At 50.4% G+C, this 21,517-nt stretch carries 21 protein-coding genes; all 21 read left to right on the top strand.

Going from position 1 to position 21,517, the window contains the following annotated elements; translation table 11 throughout:
- Nucleotides 1-14: 14 nt before the first annotated feature.
- The 21 genes from AC6ESO_RS13415 (at nt 15) to AC6ESO_RS13315 (ending at nt 21,493) form a co-directional block, all read left to right on the top strand.
- Nucleotides 15-902 carry an ABC transporter permease subunit gene (locus AC6ESO_RS13415; RefSeq protein ID WP_497091774.1) on the top strand — a complete coding sequence of 296 codons (888 nt, stop codon included), beginning with the start codon at nt 15-17 and terminating at the stop codon, nt 900-902.
- Entirely contained in the window at nt 899-1,828 is a 930-nt protein-coding gene (locus AC6ESO_RS13410) for an ABC transporter permease (RefSeq protein ID WP_497091773.1), read from the top strand. Before AC6ESO_RS13415 ends, AC6ESO_RS13410 begins: the two co-directional genes overlap by 4 nt.
- A 92-nt stretch (nt 1,829-1,920) precedes the next feature.
- On the top strand, nt 1,921-2,595 hold the full coding sequence (locus AC6ESO_RS13405; protein WP_497091772.1) for a response regulator transcription factor: 675 nt from the start codon (nt 1,921-1,923) through the stop codon (nt 2,593-2,595).
- Nucleotides 2,585-3,961 (top strand): sensor histidine kinase, encoded by a 1,377-nt coding sequence (locus tag AC6ESO_RS13400; protein ID WP_497091771.1) that lies wholly within the window; start codon nt 2,585-2,587, stop codon nt 3,959-3,961. The genes AC6ESO_RS13405 and AC6ESO_RS13400 overlap by 11 nt, the downstream gene beginning before the upstream one ends.
- A gap of 127 nt (nt 3,962-4,088) precedes the next feature.
- Nucleotides 4,089-4,574, top strand: a complete 486-nt coding sequence (locus AC6ESO_RS13395; RefSeq protein WP_497091770.1) for an LPXTG cell wall anchor domain-containing protein — start codon at nt 4,089-4,091, stop codon at nt 4,572-4,574.
- Nucleotides 4,575-4,576: 2 nt separating this feature from the next.
- Nucleotides 4,577-5,245, top strand: coding sequence for a PspA/IM30 family protein (locus tag AC6ESO_RS13390; RefSeq protein ID WP_497091769.1), 669 nt, complete (start codon nt 4,577-4,579; stop codon nt 5,243-5,245).
- 750 nt (nt 5,246-5,995) lie between these two features.
- The gene (locus tag AC6ESO_RS13385) at nt 5,996-6,694 is read left to right on the top strand and encodes a sensor histidine kinase (protein WP_497091768.1); all 699 of its coding nucleotides are present in this window, start codon (nt 5,996-5,998) and stop codon (nt 6,692-6,694) included.
- Nucleotides 6,695-6,708: 14 nt separating this feature from the next.
- The gene (locus AC6ESO_RS13380) at nt 6,709-7,344 is read left to right on the top strand and encodes a response regulator (RefSeq protein WP_497092139.1); all 636 of its coding nucleotides are present in this window, start codon (nt 6,709-6,711) and stop codon (nt 7,342-7,344) included.
- A 626-nt stretch (nt 7,345-7,970) separates the two neighbouring features.
- Nucleotides 7,971-8,726: a YveK family protein gene (locus AC6ESO_RS13375; protein ID WP_497091767.1), complete on the top strand. Its 756-nt coding sequence runs from the start codon at nt 7,971-7,973 to the stop codon at nt 8,724-8,726.
- Nucleotides 8,707-9,357 carry a CpsD/CapB family tyrosine-protein kinase gene (locus tag AC6ESO_RS13370; protein WP_497091766.1) on the top strand — a complete coding sequence of 217 codons (651 nt, stop codon included), beginning with the start codon at nt 8,707-8,709 and terminating at the stop codon, nt 9,355-9,357. The genes AC6ESO_RS13375 and AC6ESO_RS13370 overlap by 20 nt, the downstream gene beginning before the upstream one ends.
- A 264-nt stretch (nt 9,358-9,621) precedes the next feature.
- Entirely contained in the window at nt 9,622-10,521 is a 900-nt protein-coding gene (gene galU, locus AC6ESO_RS13365) for a UTP--glucose-1-phosphate uridylyltransferase GalU (RefSeq protein WP_497091765.1), read from the top strand.
- Nucleotides 10,505-11,185 carry a sugar transferase gene (locus tag AC6ESO_RS13360; protein WP_494820526.1) on the top strand — a complete coding sequence of 227 codons (681 nt, stop codon included), beginning with the start codon at nt 10,505-10,507 and terminating at the stop codon, nt 11,183-11,185. Before galU ends, AC6ESO_RS13360 begins: the two co-directional genes overlap by 17 nt.
- A gap of 19 nt (nt 11,186-11,204) precedes the next feature.
- On the top strand, nt 11,205-12,461 hold the full coding sequence (locus AC6ESO_RS13355) for a glycosyltransferase family 4 protein (protein ID WP_497091764.1): 1,257 nt from the start codon (nt 11,205-11,207) through the stop codon (nt 12,459-12,461).
- Between the two features lie 29 nt (nt 12,462-12,490).
- Nucleotides 12,491-13,804 carry an O-antigen ligase family protein gene (locus AC6ESO_RS13350; protein WP_497091763.1) on the top strand — a complete coding sequence of 438 codons (1,314 nt, stop codon included), beginning with the start codon at nt 12,491-12,493 and terminating at the stop codon, nt 13,802-13,804.
- A complete protein-coding gene (locus AC6ESO_RS13345; RefSeq protein WP_497091762.1) occupies nt 13,801-15,018 on the top strand; it encodes a glycosyltransferase family 4 protein in 1,218 nt (405 codons plus the stop codon). The genes AC6ESO_RS13350 and AC6ESO_RS13345 overlap by 4 nt, the downstream gene beginning before the upstream one ends.
- 5 nt (nt 15,019-15,023) lie before the next feature.
- Nucleotides 15,024-16,073 carry a glycosyltransferase gene (locus AC6ESO_RS13340; RefSeq protein WP_497091761.1) on the top strand — a complete coding sequence of 350 codons (1,050 nt, stop codon included), beginning with the start codon at nt 15,024-15,026 and terminating at the stop codon, nt 16,071-16,073.
- Nucleotides 16,070-16,969: a glycosyltransferase gene (locus AC6ESO_RS13335; RefSeq protein ID WP_497091760.1), complete on the top strand. Its 900-nt coding sequence runs from the start codon at nt 16,070-16,072 to the stop codon at nt 16,967-16,969. Before AC6ESO_RS13340 ends, AC6ESO_RS13335 begins: the two co-directional genes overlap by 4 nt.
- A gap of 21 nt (nt 16,970-16,990) precedes the next feature.
- Nucleotides 16,991-18,331 (top strand): oligosaccharide flippase family protein, encoded by a 1,341-nt coding sequence (locus tag AC6ESO_RS13330; protein ID WP_494820520.1) that lies wholly within the window; start codon nt 16,991-16,993, stop codon nt 18,329-18,331.
- Nucleotides 18,332-18,349: 18 nt separating this feature from the next.
- A complete protein-coding gene (locus tag AC6ESO_RS13325; RefSeq protein ID WP_497091759.1) occupies nt 18,350-18,901 on the top strand; it encodes an acyltransferase in 552 nt (183 codons plus the stop codon).
- A gap of 139 nt (nt 18,902-19,040) precedes the next feature.
- Nucleotides 19,041-20,006, top strand: a complete 966-nt coding sequence (locus AC6ESO_RS13320) for a polysaccharide pyruvyl transferase family protein (protein WP_497091758.1) — start codon at nt 19,041-19,043, stop codon at nt 20,004-20,006.
- Between the two features lie 116 nt (nt 20,007-20,122).
- On the top strand, nt 20,123-21,493 hold the full coding sequence (locus AC6ESO_RS13315) for a sugar phosphate nucleotidyltransferase (RefSeq protein ID WP_497091757.1): 1,371 nt from the start codon (nt 20,123-20,125) through the stop codon (nt 21,491-21,493).
- The last annotated feature ends 24 nt before the right edge of the window (nt 21,494-21,517 follow it).

Below are 21,517 nucleotides of genomic sequence, written 5' to 3'. Positions count from 1 at the left end.
GGGATCGTTGCATCATGACAAAGGTAGCGCAGTACACTTCAATCGTTCTGGGCATTCTGTTGTTCGTACTTGTTTTTGCCATGGTTCCTGATGTTCTTATACAAGGTCGTATGGACGGTTCCATCTATTTTCTTTGGTACAATGGGCTGGCAAGCTTGAAGGAATATATAGAAGAATTGGCGGGCGGCAATGCCTTTCATTATCTGTCCGGCAAGACGGAACGATCGTTCTGGGAGCAGATTGGAAGCAGCATCACGCTCTCTTTTTCCTATTTGGCGGTCGGTGCCGTCATCGGCATGACTTTAGGTATTTTGCTCGGCATCTACTTCTCGTTAACGCGTAAACAGTGGCTCAAAGGGCTGCTGGAACTGACGAGCGTGCTCCCGGACTTTGTTATCGTGCTGCTGCTGCAGTTTCTTATTGTCATAGTTGCGGATAAAACGGGGCTTGTCATCTTTCAGGTGGCAAGCTTCTCTACGGATGAACCGGCGATTGCGCTTCCGTTAATTTCGACGATCATCATTCCTGGAACCTATATGATTCGCAATGTGGCCCTTCACATGAGTCATACGCTGACCGAGGATTATATCAGTTTTGCCAAAGCACGTGGGCTTGGTAAACGCTATATCATTTTCTTTCATGCGCTGCCGAACGTACTGCCCTTCGTCAAAGCGGATTTGCATAAGTTCCTGGGGATATTGTTCGGAAACTTGTTTATTTTCGAATATTTGTACAATCTGAACGGCGTGACGCTGTTAGTCTTCTCCAATGCTTACGCATTTGAAGGGTACCAGTACAATCTGGTCGTGAATGGCATCTTCACATTGCTGCTGTTATACGCCGTTATGTATCTCCTTATGAGAGCTTTGATTTACGGCTGGGAGAAGGTGATCGTGCGATGAATAAAACGCTGATTGCCGGCCTATCGATTACCATTCTGATCATCTTGGCTTCCTTCTTCGGCCACTATGTTGCACCTCATGAGCTAAGCGACACGGCTAAAGTCGACTATGTGGTTGATGAGAATGGCACTAGCATCCTTCTGGCTCCGCCTTTCTCGCCGAATGCCAGCTATCCGTTCGGAACCGATAAATTCAGCGTCGATATGATGGCGAAGCTGCTGGATGGAGCGAAATTTACGATACTCGCGTCGCTGTCGATTGCCGCATTTCGTATTATCGTTGGCGGCGTGCTGGGGATGCTGCTTGGATTTCTCGGCAAAGACAAGACCGATCGCGATAAACGTCCGCCAATCTGGGGTGTATTAAACGGGATCCCGACCTTTATTCTGGTCTGGATGATTATGGTCGGCATTTCTATTGAACCCTCGGCTTCACCTTTGAAGCTGACCATCATCATTTCCGTCGTATTGGCGCTGATCGGGGTTCCGGCAGTTGCCTCTACGATCAAAGAGAAAACGATGGTGCTCCGCGAGCAGCAATTCGTACTCTCCGCCAAGTCAATCGGAGCAAGCCGCTTCACGATTATCCGGAAGCATCTGTTTCCTCATTTGAAGGAAAGCTTCCTGATCTTATTCGTCCAAGAGATCGTCATGATAATGGGTTTGTTCGGACAGCTGGCGATCTTCCATATCTTCGTAGGGGGCACGAAGGTGTACTACAATCCACCGGACCCGCCTGAGTTTGTGAGCCTCTCGAACGAATGGAGCGGATTGGTCGGACAAGCACGCAGTTATTTGTTTATTTATCAGTGGGTGCTGGTTATTCCGCTGCTTGCCTATATCATGTATATCCTCGGCTTTCATATGATTTCGATTGGGCTTGAGAAGATGTACAAGAAGAGATTTTCCAAGTTCTCGCACTTCTGACTCCGGCGGACTTTCTATCGTTTCATTTACCGTACTTTTACCTTTTGTATGGTATTCTAAACGAAATAGGCTATTGTCGGCGGTGAAACGAAATGAATATTCTGCTTGCGGAAGATGATAAGAAGCTGGGGAAATTGATGAAATATGTATTGGAGAAGAAAGGCGATTATCACGTCGATTGGGTAGATAACGGTGATGATGCGCTCCACTACGCAGGCGGATCGACTTATGATGTGCTCGTTTTGGATTGGATGATGCCCCGTAAGGATGGGATTGACGTTTGTAAAAGCTTACGGGCGGCCAACTACGGTCAGGCCATCCTATTATTAACCGCGAAGGATGCGCTGCAGGATAAAATCGTTGGCTTGGATGCCGGGGCGGATGACTATCTCACGAAACCCTTTGAGATGGACGAGCTGCTTGCTCGTCTTCGCTCACTGACACGGCGGAATTTTGCCCCTATCCAAGCGGAGGTGGTAACGTTCGGGCCGTTTATGCTGAAGCGGACGTCCCGTCAGCTGTTCAGAAGAGGGGAAGAGATCTTCCTCAGCCAGCGGGAGTATCAGCTGCTCGATTTATTTCTGCAGAATCCCGGCCGTGCGCTGACGCGGGACGTCATTTTGGACCGGGTCTGGGGCGTTGGCAGCGAGGTATCCAATAAGAATGTGGATGTAACGGTCAAAATGCTTCGCGACAAGCTGGAGGCATCGCAAGGGGAAACGATGATCCAGAGCGTCCGAGGGGTAGGCTACCGATTTGAAGCATAAACGTCGAGGGCCAAAGACAGACCTGTTCGTTCAAACGCGAAGGAAGTTAACCTACACCTACACGTGGCTGATTATCCTCTTCTTGATGGTGTTCTCGATCATCGTTTCCGCGTTATTTCTGGGGATGGCTTATCGGGAGCAGCATGAATCCCTCATGTCCACCTTGTTTGCGACAGAGAATGGAAACTTGGTGATCCCTGATTTGACGAACTCCCGCGGTGACGATTTGTACTTTTTCTATGTCGTGGATGAGCAGGGGAATGTGCTTGCAGGCAGCTCCGCTTTTCCTCAATTTAATAACATTCATTTGCAGAAATTGATGGGATGGCAGCCTCGAGAAGTTTCGTTTCAATTGGAATGGCAGCCGGAGACGCATGTGAAGATGCGCCAGCGTGTTTTGAAAGAACCGAGATTACCGGAAGCAACAGGAGTTCCTGCCGTACCGAAAGCACCGGAATTGATGATGGCTGGGGAGCGGCTCCTCTTTGTCGGCGCGCGTCCGGTTATGCTCGATAATGGTTCGAGAGCCGTCATCTATGCAGCTAAAGACGTGACCTTCTATTATGAAGTATTTCGTAATCTGCTTATCGTGTTCCTACTTATTCTCGTCCTCTTTATCATGGCTGCCGTATGGTTGAGTAATTCGATGTCCAAGAAAGCGATGATCCCGATCCAGCAAGCGTATCGGCAGCAGCAGCAGTTTCTGGCCGATGCGTCACATGAACTTCGAACGCCGCTTAGTATTATGAATACGTCGCTGGATGTCATTGAGCTGGAGAACGGGCAAGACTTCACAGTCTATACCAAAGAAGTCGTCGTAGATATGAAAGAGGAAGTCGGGCGCATGAGCCGCATGGTTCAGCATTTGCTGCTGCTCGCTCGATCCGATGCCGGATCAGTCGAATTTGAGAAGGTTTCGTTTGATTTGGTTCCGAAGGTCAGGCAGTGGGTGCAGGCGATCGAAGCAGTTGCCCACAAGAAGCAGATTTCGTTAAAGGCTGAGCTGCCGGATAAGTTGGCGGTTACGGGAGATATCGAGCGTCTCAAGCAGCTGGTGTACATCCTCTTGGACAATGCGATCAAGTATACACCGGAGAGCGGGGCAGTTAAAGTAGCCCTGAGCAGCAATCCTAAACAATGGTCGCTTTCCATCAGCGATACGGGCATTGGCATCCCGGAGCACGCGACGCAGCGGATTTTCGACCGATTCTATCGGGTAGAGGAGCATCGTTCGCGGGAAGAAGGAAGTGCGGGACTAGGGTTATCGATTGCAAAATGGATTGTCGAATCCCATCAGGGTTCGATCGAGGTGAAGAGCTCGTTAGGCGAAGGAAGTACGTTTATGATGAGGTTCCCCCACATCTAGAATCATGTGCCCTTCCTCAATGCATGTTGAGGAAGGGTGTTTTTTTGCCTATTTACCGTACTTTTACTTTTGGCGTCTATAGTGAGAGTTGTAAAGAAGATAAACGTCACGAGAGGATGGATGAGAGATGAGATCCGGTAGATCTTGGATCAAGAAAGTACTTCTCATAGCTGTAGTTATTGTCGTTGTTGGAGTTGGCGTGAAATTCGCATCAGGCGATGAAATGTCGGTTCATAAGCAGGCGTTCACGCAAGTGAAAATAAACGCCGAACCTTTCATGGCCGGTGGCGAAGGGATTGGCGGCAGGAGCAAAGGAGAGGACAAAGGAATCACAATCATGCCCAGAGGCGATGACAGAGGTATAGCGGGTCCGGGTACTCTTCATGTGAAGGACTTGCGTTTCGAGGGTCATCACCACGAAGATTGGGATGCCGGAATTGCTATCGTCGGTACGATTCTTATTGCCGGATTGCTCTTCCTGATCATTAAGAGAAGAAAGAGACCGCGTGACCGTTTTGCAGCAAGTGCAGCAGCTCCCGTGCTTCCTTCCACATCCGATTTCCTAGACCAATGGGAAAGAAATCATTCTGCTAATTCAAAGGAGTCGAATTAAATATGGGCATTTTCAAACGCGTGAAAGATTTGTTTCTGGCGGAAACGAATGGGCTTCTGGATAAGTGCGAACAACCCCTCAAGATGGTAGATCAATATATTCGCGAGTTTGAACAAGAGCTTGCGAAAGGGCAGCGGGCATTGGCGAATCAATTGTTTATAGAGAAAAGACAAGCTGCCCTTATTGCCGAGACCGAAGCGATCATTGAGAAGAGAGATCGCCAAGCGAAGCTAGCCGTGAAGCAAGATGAGGAGCATATTGCGAAGCTGGCGCTGCAAGAAAAGCTGATGCATGAGAAGAAACTAGCGGCTTACAGTACCCAGTATGCGACGATTCAGGAGCAAACGAAGCTCTTGGAAGAGAGAATCGGCCAGCTGCTTGTGCAATCGGAGGAATATAATCATCGTCGCCTGCTGCTCGCATCTCGCGCCAACGTTGCCAGTTCGCTGAAGGAGTTGAATCAGAACGTCGTATCCTTTCAAACCGAGAATGTATCCAAAGGATTTGCTCGCGCGGAAGAGAGAATTCTGATGATCGAAGCAGAGATGGAAGCCATGGCTCATTTCTCCTCCCCGGTCAAACGTTCTGCCCCTCAATATTTGGATCCAAGTCTTACGGCCGACATCGACAAGGCGTTGGTTGAGTTGAAACAGCAGCATACAGAGGAGTAGCTGGCAGCTTAGCCAGAGAATACGTAATGAATCGAGGCGTCCCTTACGGGGCGCCTTTTACTGCTCGATACGGAGCTAATGTTTCATATCAATACCAGGAGGGTAAGTATTGGCTTGCCGAAAGAAGAGATGATTATGGCAAATTATTCTTCTCATTATTCTCACTTTTTTCTCATTATTAATTCCTTTTTGCACTTGTTCAGTATGCAAAAGAACCATGTCCGGTACTACTATGGGGAGTGTTTACGCTAAAATATGTAAATAATCTTTAAAATTTATCTAAAGATATGATGTTGATGATTGCTTATAGTCCCACTTCTAAGCGGTTCTTTCCACGCTCGATTTGGGTAATGAGGCCCAAGTGCCGGAAGGGCTAAGAATGGATCTATTTGAGGCTATTGAGAATCGTTCTCTTTCCAAGCGGAGTGCTCTTCTATCAAGATTTCACGCTTACAAAAAGATTACAAGACCTGACCTCGGTCGTTAGCTATGTCCTTCGTATTCGACAAATGGCGGGTATCAGCGATTGAGTCCAAGGTCACTGTTTACCTGTAAACGAACGGTTAACAAAATCAGTACTCCTGCAGTATGTCCATGTCAACCTTCTCAAGGTATGTTGAGATGAGGAGCCCATTGTCCGAATTTGGATATCTATGACGAAACCTTAAGACTCTCTCATTTTATTCATAGTATGAGCACTCCATAACCGGAAGTGGTTTTCAATGAATGGCAAGAAAGGTGATGATAACGATGGCAATTCAGATCGAGTCAGAACGATTCTTAATGGAGGAGCGTAACCGGATCGCTGAGGAACTGCATGATCGTGTTTCCCAGCATTTGTTCGGTATCATTTACGCCATTCAGTCAATGAAAGGTGACTGTAGCGGTATGAATGACGACCGGACTCAAGAGCAGATGCAAGAAATTCAAGAGGCGGCAATGGCTGCTTCTCGTGAACTGCGTGCATCGATTTACAATCTGAGCTCTCGTGAGAGCAATGAGAACGACAATGCTTCCTGGATCAGTATCGTAAAATCACATCTGGCCAATCAGGCCAAGTTGAACGGTGTCCAAATCCGTATCAACGCACCTAATTCTGACAACCGCATTTCTATAACGCATCAAAAAGCGCTGTATCGGATGATCCTGGAAGGGGTAGGCAATGCAATCCGTCATGGAGCGAGCAGCAGTATTGCAATCCATTTGACTGTGGAGCAGCGTATCTTAAGACTCACCATCGAAGATAACGGACGCGGCTTTAACCCTTGGCTGCTTAAGCCAAGCAAACCGGATTCCGGTTTCGGTTTATCCAATATGCGTACGCTTGCCGCATCTCTGGGCGGCCAGTATCAGATAAGCAGTAAACAAGGGAGCGGGACCATCATTCGGGTCTTGCTGCCGATAACCGGCGTTCATCAAGGAACTGGCCAAACTACGAAAAGCGGGTGATCGACTTGAAAATCGTGATTGTGGATGACCATCATGTGGTTCGCAAAGGCTTGATAGCCGTACTAGCGCAAGAAGAGGGAATCGAAATTATGGGGGAAGCAGAGACGGTCGAGGAGGCTGTGCAGCTCATAGAGACGATAGAGCCGGATCTGGCCATTGTCGATATTCGACTTGGCGATCAATGCGGCTTTGACGTGGTTGAAAGGCTTCGTCAACATAGCTGCCGTTTCATGATGCTCACATCATCTGCGGCAGAAGCGGATATTCGCAGGGCAGAGGAGTGCGGCGCTGACGGATATGTACTTAAAGACTCGATGCCCGAAGAGCTGCTGCTCGCCATCAAGATGATTGATCGCGGAAGAAAGTACTTCGATCAAGGGCTCATGGAAGTTCTAATTCGCAAGGACCCGGATGATCCGCTCGAGAAGCTGACGCCGAAGGAACGTAACGTGCTGTCTTCACTGGGCGAAGGATTGTCCAACAGCGCTTTGGCGCAGAAGCTGATGATAAGCGAGTCTACGGTCAAGAAACATATCAGCAATATTTTTCAAAAATTGAATGTTAGTGACCGCACACAAGCTGCACTTTATGCGCAGTCGCGGGGAGTAGCTGGCTACGCATTGTCGGATGAGCTATCCGGAACTACTTAAGAGAGCGGCGACGGCCGCTCTTTTTGTATTATTAGGTCAACTAGAATATATGACCCCATACTTTTAACGAACCGTACAGGCCTTATTTGATCAAAAAGTAGCGATTTGTAATTCTAACGAACCGTACGGGCGCTATTTGGCTAAAAGTTCGTGAGTTTTGCCTATTTCGTCTCAATAAGGCCTCTGAGGTTCGTTAGAATAATTGAGGTGCCCTTTTCTCCCAAATAAGGTCTCTATGGTTCGTTAGAGGAGTGCGGACTGCAGTGGTTGGCTTCCAGACGCTGGTCTGGTGTGGTATGGAGGTGGCGATGCAAATTCAAGCTGTGAAGCGGCTTGTGGGCTTGCGCAGGTCTGGATTCCGGTACTTGTGGTACGAAAGTATAAGCCGGGTTTATCCTATGAGGCGGCTCGGTGTACAACTTGAGATGAAACAAAATCATCCTGCCGTTCAATAGTCTTGAAGCGTAGAGTCGCTATACAATTAAGTTGCACCGGGAAATAGCCTAACCAAGCAGGGGAGGGCTGATCCCAGGAAGTCAGACAGCAACACTTAAATATTTCTGAATATTCAGACAAAAAATAGTGTTCAATCCCCAACTATGAACGCGGTATCGGAGGAACTAGCTTTGGAATTGCAACGATATTGGAGCATTGTCAGAAAGAAGCTGTGGTTGATTGCGTTGCTGGTCATTGTCAGCTGTACGCTTGTCGGCTACTACACGAGCCACTTCGTGAAACCGCAGTATGAAGCTTCGACGAAGCTGATCGTAGGTCAGAGCAAGGACGCGGATCCGAACAAATCAAACATCGATGTCGGATCGATTAACTCCAATATTTTGCTGATCAAAACTTATAAAGAAATTATCAGGACGCCGCTTGTCATGGAGAAGGTTGTAAAGGAGCATCCGGAGCTTGGCGCAAGCGCAGGTGAGCTTGCTTCGAAAGTGACTGTCAGCTCCATCAATGATACGCAGGTGATGACGATTACCGTCCGAGATCAATCTTCTGAGCGGGCAGCCAATATGGCCAATGCGTTGTCGGAGGTCTTCCGCAAAGAAATTCGGACGCTCATGAAATTGGACAATATAGCGGTTCTGAATTTAGCTGATCCGGCGGAGCACCGTGGTCAAGTATCGCCTAATCCGACGATGAACGTGATGGTCACATTCGTACTGACATTGATGGCCGGCATCGTAGCTGCTTTCATTCTGGATCAGCTGGATAACACGGTTAAGACAGAGTCGGACGTTCAGGAACAGTTCGGAATTCCGGTGCTTGCGGATATCCCGAGAATAAAACGAGGCGATAAAGCCGCAAGCGGCCATAATGCTCAGATGAAGCCTCTGTCAGGGAGGAAGAACAATGTCTCGCTTGATGCATAGAAGTCGTAGTCTCGTTACCGAGAATAATCCGAAGTCGGCTGCCTCCGAGATCTATCGCAGCTTGAGGACCAAGATCACCTACTCGAATCGGGAGGCGGCATTGAAAACGGTCATGATCACTTCAGCTCTTCCCGGTGAAGGTAAAAGCACAACAGCCGCCAATGTTGCGGTAGCCTACGCTCAAGCCAATAAGAAGGTGCTGCTCATTGACGCCGATCTGCGAACGCCGGTTCAGCATCAGATCTTTGAACTAAATAACGATCGCTATGGGCTCAGTACGGCGCTAGCGGATCGCAGCGAGCTAGAAGCGGTTATTCAACAGACAAGCATCGAGAACCTCTACGTGGTGAGTGCGGGGCCGGAACCGGATGGTCCGTCCGAGCTGCTTGATTCACCTGAGATGACGGCTTTGCTTGAGAAGGCTAAGGAGCGGTTCGATATGGTCATCATCGATACGCCTCCGGTTATGACGGTGACGGATGCACTGGTAATAGCCAGCAAGAGCGACGGTGTCGTCCTAGTCGTGAAGCCGGGCAAAGTGAAGAACGATATAGCGGCTAAAGCGATGGCAGCGCTGGAGTATGGCCATGCGACCGTTATCGGAGCTGTTCTCAACCGCGCAGGCCGTTAGCATACAACATCTCAGCCGATTTTAAGGAAATGTCTCCTGCTCCTCTATCACCGGAGGCACTCGGTTATGCTGTGGGTCAAGCGGCCTTAGACGTTTATCGTCAGGGGTATGACGTGAGGAAGGGTTCGATGCCCTACTCTATTTTTAGATCCGATTCTGCTTATCTAGAAATACGAGCTATGTTTTCCTCCATGGTGAGAAAACATAGCTCGTGTTTTTAGAACACGACATAGATACAGAAATAAATTGGATAGGGTGAGATCAATGAAAAAAGTGAGAAAAGCAATTATCCCTGCGGCTGGACTCGGTACTAGGTTTCTACCCGCAACCAAAGCAATGCCCAAAGAAATGCTTCCGATTGTCGACAAACCGACAATCCAGTACATCGTGGAGGAAGCGATCGCATCCGGTATTGAAGACATCATCGTCGTCACGGGCAAAGGAAAACGTGCAATTGAGGATCACTTCGATATTGCCTTTGAGCTTGAGCATACGCTCGAGGAGAAAGGGAAACACGATATCCTCCGGAAGGTACAGCAGTCTTCAAACGTAGAGCTTCACTATATCCGGCAGAAAGAGGCAAAAGGCCTCGGGCATGCCGTATGGTGCGCGCGTAATTTTATCGGTGACGAGCCGTTCGCCGTTCTGCTTGGCGACGACATTGTCAAAGCTGATGTTCCGTGCACCAGGCAGCTCATTGAACAATATGAACGGACTGGGAAATCGGTTATTGGCGTTCAAGCCGTTGGCGCTCACCAAACGCATCGTTACGGGATCGTAGATCCAATGGAAAGCGTAGGACGGCTGTGCACGGTCAACCGTTTTGTGGAGAAGCCGCCATTTGGACAAGCGCCGTCGAATCTGGCAATTATGGGACGCTATATTCTGACACCGGATATTTTCGAATATTTGGGCCGTCATGAGACGGGAGCGGGCGGGGAAATTCAGTTGACTGATGCGATTCAGAAGCTGAATGAGGACTCGGGCGTATACGCCTACGATTTCGAGGGGACTCGCTACGATGTTGGCGAGAAGCTCGGATTTATTATGACAACCATAGATTTCGCGCTCGGCAATCGCGAGCTGCGCTATCAACTAATAGAAGAGCTTGAGGAGATCCTCGAGCGGGAAAGAGCGAGTGTATCTCATGAATCGACAATTTGATCAGGAAGCTGTCGTGAAGGTGTCGGAACATCGGGCTCTGCAAACGTACAACAATTTGGTTTTCTATACGTTAGTGAAACGCATCATCGATATTACCTGCGCACTGCTCGGGTTAATTATTCTATTGCCGCTGTTCGTACTCATTGTGCTCCTGATTAAACTGGAAGATCCAAAAGGTTCAGCGTTCTTCTACCAGACCAGGATCGGCAAAGACGAGAAACCGTTCAAGATGTACAAGTTCCGCTCCATGGTGTCAAACGCGGAGGAGAAGCTGAAGGAACTGCTGGATAAGAATGAAATACAAGGTGCCATGTTCAAGATGAAGGATGATCCTCGCATTACGAGAGTCGGCAAATTCATTCGGAAAACAAGCATCGACGAGCTTCCGCAGCTGGTGAATGTACTGAAAGGCGACATGTCGCTGGTCGGCCCAAGACCGCCGCTGCCAAGGGAAGTAGCCGAGTATTCGGAGTACGACAAGCTGAGGCTGACGGTAACGTCGGGCTGTACGGGCTTATGGCAGGTCAGCGGACGCAATGAGCTGAGCTTCGAAGAAATGGTAGAGCTCGACCTCGAATATATCCAGAAAAGAAGCGTTACCGGCGATTTGAAAATCATCTTCAAAACCTTCAAGCTGCTGCTTGGTGCGAAGGATGCTTTCTGATAGGGGGTAGGGACTGCACATGAAAACCATCATGTTTATTACGAACCGGTTTCCCTTCCCGAATACGGATGGACGGAAAAACATGCTTCTGCAATACATTCGGCAAATGAAAGAGATTTATCCGGGCAGTGAAATTGTCAATTTATCCTTCGTGGATGACGACCGGTACCTCAAACATCGGCCGGACGAAATTGACCGGCTGGTATGTCTCGAGCTGCCCGGTTTGGCCGAGAAGCTCTTCAATGTGGCGTTTTATTCCTTGCTGCTGCGAAGATGGCCGCTTCAGGTATCCGTCTATTACAGCCGGAAGACACACCGGAAAATCAAAGAAATTGTGCAATCGGAGAAACCGGAGCTAATCCTGTACGACATGGTAAGGGTGGCGGAATATGTATCCGGGGAACAGGGAACGCAGGTTCTGAGCTACGACGATCTGTTATCGCTGCGCTATCGGCGGCAGCTGGAATGGTTTCACTACATTCCCTCCGCACTTGGAGGGTTTGCGGACAAATTGCCGGGTAAGCTGAAGCGGTTTGCGGATGTGAAGTTTATTCAGAAATGGCTGATTGATCTGGAGAGCCGGCTGCTCGCCAAGTACGAGAAGCGGGTTGCGGCTCATTTTCACCATCTCATCTTCACTTCGCCGACCGAAGCGGAAAGCTTCCAGAAGGTTACTCGCCACGAGTCCTGCTACGGCATTCCGATGAAATTCGAAGCGGATGGGCAGCGGGGCAGCGGTCCTCGCAGATACGACCGGAACAAGCTGGTGTTCGTTGGGAAGATGGATATTCCGCATAACAGCTCAGCCGTTGTCTATTTCTGCGAGCGCATATGGCCCAAGATCAAGCGGCAAGCGCCGGAGGCGACCTTCTATATTGTCGGGAAGAGCCCGACCGCCGAGGTGCTGCAGCTGCAGGAAACCTATCCGGGCGTTGTTGTCACCGGAGAAGTGGACGATGTGAAAGAGATCGTCAGCGAATGCGCGCTCATGATCGCTCCGCTGCTGTTCGGGACGGGCATCAAAACGAAAATCGTCGAAGCCATGTCCTGGGGTGTCCCGGTCGTGACCAACCAGATCGGCGTTGAAGGCATCAGCGCGAATCACAGCGAGGATCTGTTTATCTGCGATTCGGACGACGAAATCGTTCAGAACGTATTGCTTCTACTCAACAACCCAGAGATTAACGATAAAGTATCGCGCAATTCGGTACGCTATGTCGCAGGTCATTTCAGCAGCTCCGTCACGCGCAAACATATGGAGCTGATCTTATCATAGCTCCGCTTGCGTCAAGAGCAGGTGCATACATGGTTCTTCGAAATCTTATTATTATGCTGTTTCTCTTCTCCTTGGCCGTTCTAACCTACGATAGCTTGCCGTATTTTCACTTCTCGGTCTATCGTCCGGTGGCCATGTTCCCGATGTTCGCAGCCTCGTTTCTGCTATTGTTCTGCGATTTCCGGTTCAAGCCCGGCGATCTCTTCTTCCTTGCGTTCGTCATCTACAGCATCTCGCATTCTTTAGTGGCGGCGATTGGCTATGAGGATGCAGGCAGCAGCTTTAAGCATGTGATTACGCTGCTGTTTGGCTTATCGATGTACCGGGTGTCCGTTTATATCGCCGAACAAACGAAAACGGATCCTGCCCTGAAGGGGTGGATCGCGAAGAGTCTGCTAATCGGATTTATCCCGCCGCTCGCTTTCGGATTCTTGCAGCTTGTGGATGCGCTTGTTGTTCACAGCGGGTTCTCCTTATCTTTAACCGGGTTGTTCTCGGAGAAGGTGTATCGCGGACGGATTCAGATGCTGTCCGGTGAGCCTTCGTGGGGAGCGATTCATATGCTGAGCGGCGGCATTCTCATGTTCTACTTCTTTAAACAAGGCTTCCGCAAGCATCTGGTGCTGCTGATCGGCACGGCGGTGCTGCTGGTGCTGTCCTTCTCGGCTTATGCCTACAGCGTACTGCTGACCGCTCTGCTCATCTATGTGCTGATCACGAGCAAGAACCGAGGGAAAATGCTGCTTGTGCTTGCGGCATGTGTGCTTGTCGTTGGGTTTGGGGTCCCGTTCTTATTGGAGGCTTTCCACGTCAGCGGTTACTTTACGGATCGGTTCCAGTTTGATTTTCAATCCCTGATCAAGACCGATAATTCCTTCTTCATCCGGGTTGTTTTTCCGGCTATCGGATTCTTGGAGTTCGCCCACCACCCGCTCTTCGGCGTTGGGGGAGGGTTTTACTACAGGGATTTCGCGGAACTGCTGCTGAAGCATTTCAATGATGGATTGGTATTCGACGAGGTTCATGATCTTGTCTTCGACACTCCTGAGATGGCAACGTCACGGAATCTGCTGTCCAAAGTGTTCGCAGAGGAAGGCCTGATCGGCGCCGCGCTGTTCTTCGGCTTTATGATCTCCGCCTTAAGGAGCGCGGGGGCGAATCCTTACGCTAAATTCGCTTTTGCGCTATGCGTTTCGCTCGTCATGAACTTCGATTCCTATTCCTTTGTGAACTTTTGGCTGTTAATCGGATTCATCCGAGGCGGTTTTTTCAATGAACGGCCGGCTGCCGTGGCAGTAGGAAGCGTGATGCAGCGCATGAAGGGAATGAAACGAATTGCATGAGAATTTTAATTGTAAATAGCCTGTATACGCCGTACATCATTGGCGGCGCGGAAATATCGACTCAAATCTTAGCGGAATCGTTGGCTTCCGCAGCAGAGGTTCATGTCCTGACCGTTGGCGGGCAGAAACGAAGCGCCGGTATCCAGAGAGAGGTTATCAACGGTGTCACCGTGCATCGTCTGCCTTACAACAATCTGTATTGGATTGGCGAGCCTCAGGGACGCGGAACACTGATGAAAGCAGCCCGCAGGATGATTGATCTCTACAATCCGGTGCAAATCAAGACGTTCCGGAGCCTATTGTCATCGATCAAACCGGATCTGGTGCATACTCAGAATTTATCCGGGTTTGGCTCGGCGGTCTGGTCAGCTTGTGCCGAGGAAGGGTTGCCGGTGGCGCATACGCTCCGGGATTACTCGCTTCTCTCGCCGGTCGGCTCGCCGATCAAGAATCAGACATTAGCGCGTGTGTATCACTCGACTTCACTGGGCTACAGTAAACGGGTATCCGCCGTTGTCGGGATCTCATCGCATATTCTGAAGCGTCATACCGATGCCGGATTGTTTCCTAACGCAGCGAAGCTGGTCATTCCGAATGCCGTGGACGGCGCTATCGAAGGCGGAGCGAAAGACTTCCACCGGGAGCCGCTGCGCATCGGTTACTTCGGAAGAATCGAAACCGAGAAAGGCGTCCGCGAGCTTGTTGACGCCGTCCGTTTCCTGCCGCGCAAGATGGTCGAGCAAGTGATGATCTGCGGCGATGGAGGCCTAAAGAAACAGCTTGAGGAGTTATGCGCTTCCGATGACCGCTTCGTGTTTACCGGCAAAGTTACACCGGAAGAAGCCCGTCGTAATATGGCAAGCGTGGATGTTACATTCGTGCCTTCCATCTGGGAGGAGCCATTCGGAAGGGTAATCATCGAGTCCTATCAGGTTGGGACGCCGGTCTATGCTTCAGCTGTCGGCGGCATTCCGGATGCGGTCTGGAATCCGGAAGATTATCTCTTCGCTCCGGGGAGTTCGGAAGCCATCCAAGCCAAAATTATCGCGTTCCATTCCTTAGGGGGCGCCGAGAGAAGACGGGTCGGGGAGCAATGTCTGAAGCATTGCCGGAACTTTACGACACAATCGCTGCTCGACAAGCACCTCTACCTCTATGAACAAATTCAATATGGCCGGTATGAATATGCGCTGGCAGGGGTGAACGGGAGATGAAAGCCATGAGCAAGTCGACCGTTTACATGTGGCCGAAAGCGAGTCCGGATAACAAATACAGTGAGCTGCTGACTCAATCGATCGAACAGGCAGGGCTGCATGTCGAGCATTACGACAAAGAAACGGTTTTGCGGCCGGGCAGAGGGGACATCGTCCATATGCATTGGCCGAGTAACTCCTACCAACATGCATCCGGAATTGCTTTGACTGTCGTAAAGTCGCTGTTCTTCGCGCTCTTGCTGCTCTATTACAGAGTCAGAGGCGTTCGCTTGTTCTGGACCGTCCACAACATCTGGCCGCATAGAGGCAGAACACGCTGGGACTATATCATGCGCAAGTATATTTTAACCGTGTGCCATCGGGGATTTGTCCTGAGCGAATCGGTTAAGCAGGAAGTTGCCGGCGTGTTCGGTATATCGCCCGGGAAGTTAGTGGTTACGCCGCATGGCCATTATGTCGGTGCCTATCCGGGAACAGGAACAGATATCCGTCAGAAATTCGGCATCAGGCCGGATCGGTTTCTATTCTTGTTTGTCGGCCGGATCAATCCGTACAAAGGCGTTGATCGGCTCGTCGAGGCGTTCTCGTCGCTCAAGCTTGCGAACTGCAGTTTACTGATCGCCGGCCGGGTCGATTCGGGATACAGCCTGGACTTTATCGACCGCTTTAACGGGGATGGGGCAATCAGCGTCTACCCGCATTTTGTGGGGGATGACGAACTGGCTGACTACCTGCAGGCGGCCGATCGGGTTGTGCTGCCGTACAACCAAATCACGACATCCGGGAGCGCGATTCTTGCATTATCCCATCATAAGCCGGTGATTGCGCCAAACTTAGGCGCGCTCGGTGAGTATATATCCGGCGATTGCGGCATTTTGTACAATCCGGATGATCCGGACGGTTTACGGAATGCGCTTCGAAAGTCCATGGACATGGATATGAAGCAAACGGAGAAGCAGATCGAGGCCAAGCTGCGAGAGCTGGATTGGAGCCGCATCGCCGGTAAAATGATCCCTATTTATAGCGGTACAAAGCTGCACGAGGTGAAAGCATGAAAGCAACGATAGCGATTTGTACACATAATCGGGCTGCGGATGTGAAGGATGCACTGCTGAGCCTGCTGCAGCAAAGCTACAAACAACCTTTCGAGGTCATTGTGATCGACAATCGCTCCACGGATAACACCAAACAAACCGTACTGGACTTCCGGAATATGGTCGACATCCAGGTTCGCTACGTGTATGAGGAACGGCTTGGTTTATCGGTCGCCCGGAATCGTGCGATTCGCGAAGCTAGAGGCGAGTTCATCCTATTCCTGGATGACGACGCGAAGGCGTCGAAGGATTGGATCTCCGGCATTGTTGACTTGTTCGAGGGGAATCCGCGAATCGGCTGCGTCGGCGGCAAAATCGAGCCCGCATGGGAAGGCAGCCCGCCAAGGTGGCTCTCCCGGGACAACCACTCCCTCTACAGCATCTTGGATTATTCGGATGACATTGTGGAGATGCAGGAGCCGGCGATCCCGTTTGGAGCCAATGTGGCTTTCCGCATGTCGGTGTTCGATCACTTAGATGCCTTCCGCGAGGATCTTGGCAGAGTGGGAAGCAATTTGCTTTCCAGTGAGGAGGCTGAACTGATTGCGCGTATCCGTACTCGTTATGCGGTCTACTACACGCCCCATGCCTCCGTGCTGCACAAGATTCCGCGAAGCCGGATCAGCCGGAAATGGCTGCTAAGACGCATTTATTGGCAAGGCGTCAGCAGCGCGGTGTCCTCGAAGCAAAAAACGGGGATTATCATGAAATCGCTCGTTAAACTGCCGATTTTTACCGTGCTGACGATCTTGTTCTTCTTCGATAAACGGCGAATATTTCGCAATATCAGCAAGATTATTTATAACAACGGGTTGATCAGCGGCGTGCTGCGAAGCTACCAACCGAAGCGAATCTAACCTTTGAGGATGTTTTGAATCATGAATCAAATGGCTGTCAAAAGAGTTGGAGCAGGTCGGAGCGTATTCCAAACCATCCTGCATACCAGCGCCGCCAATCTGCTCATTATGGTGTTAAGCACCGTAACCTCTATCGTGACCGCACGATTGTTCGGCGTCGAAGGGAAAGGGATGTTCTCGGCCATTCTATTCTGGCCGACCTTGCTGGCAGGGCTTGTCTCATTCGGGCTGCCGACCTCCCTGATCTACAATATGAAGATCAATGCGGGTAAAGCGGCGGAGTACATCCGGGCAGGATTCATGTTTCAGCTGCCTGTCAGTTTACTTGTCGGTACGGTTGCTTGGATCTATCTGCCCGTCTGGCTGGGGAACTATCCGGATGATGTCATCCGGACAGCCCAGTGGTACACCGTCTTGACGCTGCCGATTCTGTTAGCGGTAAATCTGCTTACGGCGCTCACGCAAAGCATGGATAAATTCGTGCTGTATAACGGACTGCGTTTATACGTTCCGCTTAGTAACCTGCTTGGTCTGCTGGTCCTGTGGGCGATCGGCAAATTATCGCTGAATGGCGCGGCCTTCGTTTTCTTCGGGACCAGTCTAATGGTTATCTTCTGGGCGCTGCACCGGCTGCGGCATGAATTGTCGTTCAACTGGCTGCGCAGATTCTCGGATCGGCTCGTACTGGGGACGCTGTTTGGCTACGGTGGAAGGGTGTTCGGAGTAGAGCTGCTCGGTACGCTGTACTCGCAATGCGACAAGCTGATTATTTTGTCTTTATTAACACCGAGGGATTTCGGACTTTATACGGTTGTCTATACGTTATCCCGCGTGTTTAATGTCGTGCAGACGGCGATATCGAACGTCATTTTTCCGAAGGTGACAGGGCTTAGCCAAGACCGAATCATAACAGCCGTCAGCAGAGCCTTCCGGCTGTCCTTCCTGCTCATGACCATCGCGGTTATTCCGGGGATGCTCATCGGTCATTATTTGCTGGGCCTCCTGTATGGGGAGCAATTTCTGGAAGCCGGTACCGCTTTCTATCTGCTGTCGCTCGAATGCATCATCGGTGGCGGTTCATGGATTCTCGCCTCATCCTTCAATGCGATGGGGCGTCCCGGATTGGTCGCAATGCGGCAAGCGATCGCGCTGGCCATCACGATTGGGCTGTTTTTCATCCTTACACCGCTGTATGGCTTGAACGGGATCGCGATTGCTTTGCTGCTCGGCGCGGTCATCCGCATTCTGATTACGATCGCTGCCATGAGAATCGTGTTCAAGGTACGCATTCTCGACATTCTGTATGACAAAAACGATATACGCTTTCTATTCGAGCACCTCTCGCGAAGAATGCATACCTAGGAAGGCGGCAACACCGCAATGAACAAAAGCAAGAGAAGCATCAAGGATTACTTCAAATTCGGTTATCGCGTAGTGCTCGGCGCGCTGTTTCGGAGGCATGTCGATCAATGCGGGAAGCTGCTGCGGGTAGGCGGAAGCATGACGGTGTCGAAGGCCAAACGAGCCAAACTCTTCATCGGCGATTACGTCATCCTGCACAAACATGCCGGGTTTTACTTGGATTCCAACGAGGCTGTCATCGAGATCGGCGACCATACCTTCATTAATCGAAGATCCGAAATCAGATGCAAGAAGCAGGTGAAAATCGGCAGTCACTGCGCCATCTCGTGGGATGTCACCATTATGGATACGGATTACCACTGTATCGAGGGAAGCGTGGCGACCAAGCCGACGATCATCGGCAATCATGTCTGGATCGGCAATAAGGCGGTTATTTTGAAAGGCGTCACGATCGGGGAAGGCGCCGTTGTGGCTGCAGGGGCGGTCGTGTCGAGAGACGTGCCAGCCCATACGCTTGTCGCAGGCGTCCCCGCGAAGCCCATTAAGAAGAACGTCAAGTGGACCAAGTGACGGAACGAAAGAGAGCTTGTTCAAAAAGCGCGGAAGGGATCAGAAATTGTGCCGGAGGCACATCCCTGATCCCTGCAGCACTGGCTTTTTGAACAAGTTCGAGAGAGAGAGAGAGAAGAGACACAAAGGAGACGGATGAATGGAAAGCGTACAGTTTGCTCATCCGATGGACGAGCTCAAGGACAAGCTTCGGCAGATTTTGCAGGTGATTCCGCCGCATTCCAAGATTTACTACATCGATTATCCGGTTCATGGAAATGGCGGAGACCTGTTGATTATGAAAGGTACCGAAGCTTTCTTCAAAGATAATCATATTCGCGTTGCGGCGCGTTATAGCGTGCTTGATTTTCCGAGCGGCGTGAAGATCCCGAAGGATCATATTATCGTGCTGCACGGAGGCGGGAACTTCGGCGACCTGTATCCCGCTCATCAGAAGCTGCGCGAGAAAATCGTGTCCGACTATCCCGGTCACCGGGTGGTCATGCTGCCGCAGACGATTTTCTATAAGAATGAGGCTGAATTCGATAAGACGGCAAGGATCTTTAACACACATAAGGATTTGCATCTCTACGTTCGCGACATCTACTCGCAGGAGATGGCTACCGTGAAATTCACGACCTGCCATGTCTATCTATCTCCGGATATGGCGCACCAACTATGGCCGATTCGGAGCCATACGAGCCCGGACAAGGAACTGCTTTGTTTCCTCCGGACTGACATCGAGAAGACGGCAGAGCAGGAGCGGCTTGAAGCTTCCGGCCAAGGGGACTACCTGGACTGGGCTACGCTGTTCAGCGGATTTGAGCATAAATCGATTCGCGCCATTTTCAAAATGTCGGCAGCAAGCAGCGGCAAGCTGCCCGTGAGCATGATCTGGGGCAAATATACCGACTACCTGGTAAACAAAGCCGTCAACCGATTCAGCAAATACAAGAATGTACAGACCTCAAGGCTTCATGGACATATTCTGTCTTGTCTCATGGATAAACCGAATACGCTGCTGGACAACTCTTACGGCAAGAACGCCAGCTATTATCGCACGTGGACGAATGGTATAACGTCAGCGAAACTATTGTCGCAGCAGACTTCAGCAGAGAGAGTTTGAGCCCAATCTGAACGAGTTTGATTCCAAGCAGAGAGAGTTTGACTCCGTCAAACTCCCTATTACCGTCAGCAGAGAGAGTTTGACTCCGTCAAACTCCCTATTACAGGAGGGATATCATGAAAGTCGTATTGCTTTCGGGAGGATCGGGGAAACGGCTGTGGCCGCTGTCGAATGACGCCCGGTCGAAACAGTTTTTGAAAATCTTGAAAAAAGACGATGACCACCTGGAGTCCATGATACAACGAGTCTGGGGGCAAATCGGTGAAGCCGATTTGAGGAATCACGCCTACGTCACGACGAGCAAACCTCAAGTTGAAATGATTCAAAGTCAGCTTGGGAGTGAAATCAACCTGATCGTCGAGCCGGAGCGCAGGGATACATTCCCAGCCATCGCGCTTGCAGCCACTTATCTATACTCTGTCGAAGGCGTGAGTCTGGACGAAGCCATTGTCGTCATGCCCGTCGACCCTTTCGTGGAAATCGGCTTCTTCCAGAAGCTGAAAGAGCTGGAGCATGTGCTTGCCAGCTCCGATGCCGACTTAGCGCTGATGGGGGTTAAGCCGACTTACCCATCCGAGAAATACGGGTATATCCTTCCGAAACAGGATGGCGATCCTAACCGCTCGTTCATGGATGTTCAGAGCTTCCGCGAGAAACCTCGCGAAAAAGAAGCCGTCGAGATGATCAGTCAGGATGCCTTGTGGAATTGCGGCGTTTTCGCATTCAAGCTGGATCTGATCATTAACATCCTGATCGTGAACGGGCTGCCGATCCAGTACGATGAAATGTTGAAACAGTACGGCAAGCTGCCGAAGATCAGCTTCGACTATAAAGTAGTGGAGAAAGCGAACCGGATTGCGGCGATTCAATATGACGGGTCCTGGAAGGATCTTGGCACATGGAACACGCTGACGGAGGAAATTGAAACCTCTCTAATCGGAAAAGGCATTATTACGGAAGATTCCATAAATACCCATGTCATTAATGAGTTGGAAGTTCCGATTACGCTGCTTGGTTTGTCCGATGTCATTGTTGCGGCAAGCCCGGACGGCATCCTTGTTGCAGACAAAGCTTCAAGTCCGCGGATTAAGGATGTCATGAAGCATTCGGAGCAGCGCCCGATGTACGAAGAGCGACGCTGGGGCCGGTACCGGGTGCTGGATTACGCGACCTATCCGGATGGCCGGGAAGTGCTGACCAAGCGGATCTTTATTAATGAGGGCAGCAATCTGAGCTACCAGTACCACAGTCTTCGGGACGAGGTATGGACGGTGGTTGCCGGACATGGAGAGATGGTGCTTAACGGGAAGCGGTTTTCCATTACTACGGGCGACGTTCTCATGATACCGAAGGAAAATCGACATAGCCTGCGTGCGCAAGCGGATATCGAAATCATCGAAATCCAAACCGGCACGCAGCTCATTGAAGAAGATATCGTAAGGCTTGAACATGATTGGAACGAAATTATGCAGCTCTGTATGAAGTAACGAAGCGTGTGCTGCTGCGTTTTC

The sequence above is a fragment of the Paenibacillus rhizoryzae genome (genome assembly GCF_059686995.1).
This window is presented reverse-complemented; position numbering and strand designations above follow the sequence as displayed.

Coding starts and splice junctions, on each gene's coding strand:
- AC6ESO_RS13415 (WP_497091774.1), top strand. CDS start 15: ATGACAAAGGTAGCGCAGTACACTTCAATCGTTCTGGGCATTCTGTTG.
- AC6ESO_RS13410 (WP_497091773.1), top strand. CDS start 899: ATGAATAAAACGCTGATTGCCGGCCTATCGATTACCATTCTGATCATC.
- AC6ESO_RS13405 (WP_497091772.1), top strand. CDS start 1,921: ATGAATATTCTGCTTGCGGAAGATGATAAGAAGCTGGGGAAATTGATG.
- AC6ESO_RS13395 (WP_497091770.1), top strand. CDS start 4,089: ATGAGATCCGGTAGATCTTGGATCAAGAAAGTACTTCTCATAGCTGTA.
- AC6ESO_RS13390 (WP_497091769.1), top strand. CDS start 4,577: ATGGGCATTTTCAAACGCGTGAAAGATTTGTTTCTGGCGGAAACGAAT.
- AC6ESO_RS13385 (WP_497091768.1), top strand. CDS start 5,996: ATGGCAATTCAGATCGAGTCAGAACGATTCTTAATGGAGGAGCGTAAC.
- AC6ESO_RS13370 (WP_497091766.1), top strand. CDS start 8,707: ATGTCTCGCTTGATGCATAGAAGTCGTAGTCTCGTTACCGAGAATAAT.
- galU (WP_497091765.1), top strand. CDS start 9,622: ATGAAAAAAGTGAGAAAAGCAATTATCCCTGCGGCTGGACTCGGTACT.
- AC6ESO_RS13360 (WP_494820526.1), top strand. CDS start 10,505: ATGAATCGACAATTTGATCAGGAAGCTGTCGTGAAGGTGTCGGAACAT.
- AC6ESO_RS13355 (WP_497091764.1), top strand. CDS start 11,205: ATGAAAACCATCATGTTTATTACGAACCGGTTTCCCTTCCCGAATACG.
- AC6ESO_RS13350 (WP_497091763.1), top strand. CDS start 12,491: ATGGTTCTTCGAAATCTTATTATTATGCTGTTTCTCTTCTCCTTGGCC.
- AC6ESO_RS13345 (WP_497091762.1), top strand. CDS start 13,801: ATGAGAATTTTAATTGTAAATAGCCTGTATACGCCGTACATCATTGGC.
- AC6ESO_RS13340 (WP_497091761.1), top strand. CDS start 15,024: ATGAGCAAGTCGACCGTTTACATGTGGCCGAAAGCGAGTCCGGATAAC.
- AC6ESO_RS13335 (WP_497091760.1), top strand. CDS start 16,070: ATGAAAGCAACGATAGCGATTTGTACACATAATCGGGCTGCGGATGTG.
- AC6ESO_RS13330 (WP_494820520.1), top strand. CDS start 16,991: ATGAATCAAATGGCTGTCAAAAGAGTTGGAGCAGGTCGGAGCGTATTC.
- AC6ESO_RS13325 (WP_497091759.1), top strand. CDS start 18,350: ATGAACAAAAGCAAGAGAAGCATCAAGGATTACTTCAAATTCGGTTAT.
- AC6ESO_RS13320 (WP_497091758.1), top strand. CDS start 19,041: ATGGAAAGCGTACAGTTTGCTCATCCGATGGACGAGCTCAAGGACAAG.
- AC6ESO_RS13315 (WP_497091757.1), top strand. CDS start 20,123: ATGAAAGTCGTATTGCTTTCGGGAGGATCGGGGAAACGGCTGTGGCCG.